Origin of the sequence: Ruoffia sp. FAM 26254, assembly GCF_045528545.1 — a bacterium.
GTDB lineage: Bacteria > Bacillota > Bacilli > Lactobacillales > Aerococcaceae > Ruoffia > Ruoffia halotolerans.
This window is the reverse complement of sequence record NZ_JBGQQY010000100.1, coordinates 1-1,472: the sequence shown is the minus strand read 5'-3', so window position 1 is coordinate 1,472 and position 1,472 is coordinate 1. Positions and strand designations below refer to the sequence as shown.

Sequence of the window (1,472 nt, the reverse complement as noted above, 5' to 3'; positions counted from 1 at the left end):
TTAGTAATGTATGGTAACTTTATTATATAGGAATTCACTGGCTTTTGTGTACATACAAAAAAAGGTGTCAGTGAGATTTCTCTCACCAACACCAAAAATTCAAGAACCTACAAGGATTCTTTATTTATTGATGGTACAAAAATTCAAGCAGATGCGAACATCTATAGTTTTACTTGGCGAAAAGCGATTGAACGTTATGAAGCTGGTCTAATTGAAAAAGTGTCTAGTTTGTATGAAGAACTTATTCAAACGAATGTAGATATTGCTATAACGGAAGAAGAATTAACCATGTCGATCGGAATCGAGAAGATCATTGATAGTCTAGATGAAGCTCTTGATGAGGTTGAAGTAAAAATCAAAAATGAGACAACCATACCTAAAGGTGGTTCTGAACACAAGCGACGTCGTCGCACGCTAAAAAAGCATCGAAATAAATGGAGAATGATTTCCTACCACGAAAACAGAAATATGAAGAAGCGAATGAACTATTTGATGGAAGAAATAGTTTTTCTAAAACAGATACAGACGCTACCTTCATGTGCATGAAAGAAGATCCAATGAAAAATCGTGAATTGAAACCTGGTTACAATCTTCAGGTAGCTTCTAGTAATCAATATGTCATTGACTTTGATATTTTTCCGAACCCAACAGATACGCGTACACTTATTCCGTTTCTAGACTCGATTCAAACACTTGATATGTTCCAATATATTGTTGCTGATGCTGGTTATGGTAGTGAAGAAAATTATATGGCTATTACCGATGATTTTGAGAAAGTACCATTGATTCCGTATGGAATGTATCATAAAGAACAAAGTAAAAAGCACAAAAATAATCCAAAGCATCGTCAGAACTGGTCCTATAACGAGGTTGAAGATTCCTATACTGATTTAGATGGTGTTCATTTTAATTTTTCACATTATAGTACTCGAAATGATAAAAATGGTTTTTAAAGGCAGTTTAAAATATATAAAGCTGATTCCGAGCAAATGGATGACCGTTTAAATAAACTAGCGAAAACACCGAAAGGTAGACAGCGCCAGACGGCGGTCAATAATAATTGGGAGTATTTCAAACACAAAGCTAAAGAGAATTTGGAGAGCACACCTGGAAAAGAAATCTATGCACAACGTAAGATTGACATAGAGACCGTTTTTGGTCGCATGAAAGGTGTATTTGGTATGCGCAGAGCGCATGTGAGAGGTAAACAAGAAGTACATTGACTACCGCCAGCGAAATGTACCAGCGTTGCCAAGTTTTGTACCACCCTTTGCCATGAAATGTACCAGTCATTGCCAACCTGTTTACCACTTATTAACTTCTGTATTGAGTATTGCGGACGTTCTTTACCAGTAGTGCGGTTCTTTTTACCACTCTTTGCGGGAAGATTTACCAATGTCTGCGGAATAGTTTACCAGTAATAATTAAATGACCCCATTTCTACTCAACTTTTGAGTAGAAATGGGGTCAAC

Annotated in this window: 3 protein-coding genes; all 3 read left to right on the top strand. The window is 36.4% G+C overall.

The features are described 5' to 3' along the window. Positions 1 to 219: 219 nt before the first annotated feature. From ACEN3Z_RS11820 to ACEN3Z_RS11810, 3 genes are read left to right on the top strand one after another with little or no spacing between them, the layout of a single operon-like run. Entirely contained in the window at positions 220 to 546 is a 327-nt protein-coding gene (locus ACEN3Z_RS11820) for a hypothetical protein (RefSeq protein ID WP_407090974.1), read from the top strand. A gap of 11 nt (positions 547 to 557) precedes the next feature. Next, positions 558 to 953 carry a transposase gene (locus tag ACEN3Z_RS11815; RefSeq protein WP_407090973.1) on the top strand — a complete coding sequence of 132 codons (396 nt, stop codon included), beginning with the start codon at positions 558 to 560 and terminating at the stop codon, positions 951 to 953. Between the two features lie 36 nt (positions 954 to 989). Next, entirely contained in the window at positions 990 to 1,223 is a 234-nt protein-coding gene (locus ACEN3Z_RS11810; protein WP_407090972.1) for a transposase, read from the top strand. Positions 1,224 to 1,472 lie beyond the last annotated feature (249 nt).

Coding starts and splice junctions, on each gene's coding strand:
- ACEN3Z_RS11815 (WP_407090973.1), top strand. CDS start 558: ATGAAAAATCGTGAATTGAAACCTGGTTACAATCTTCAGGTAGCTTCT.
- ACEN3Z_RS11810 (WP_407090972.1), top strand. CDS start 990: ATGGATGACCGTTTAAATAAACTAGCGAAAACACCGAAAGGTAGACAG.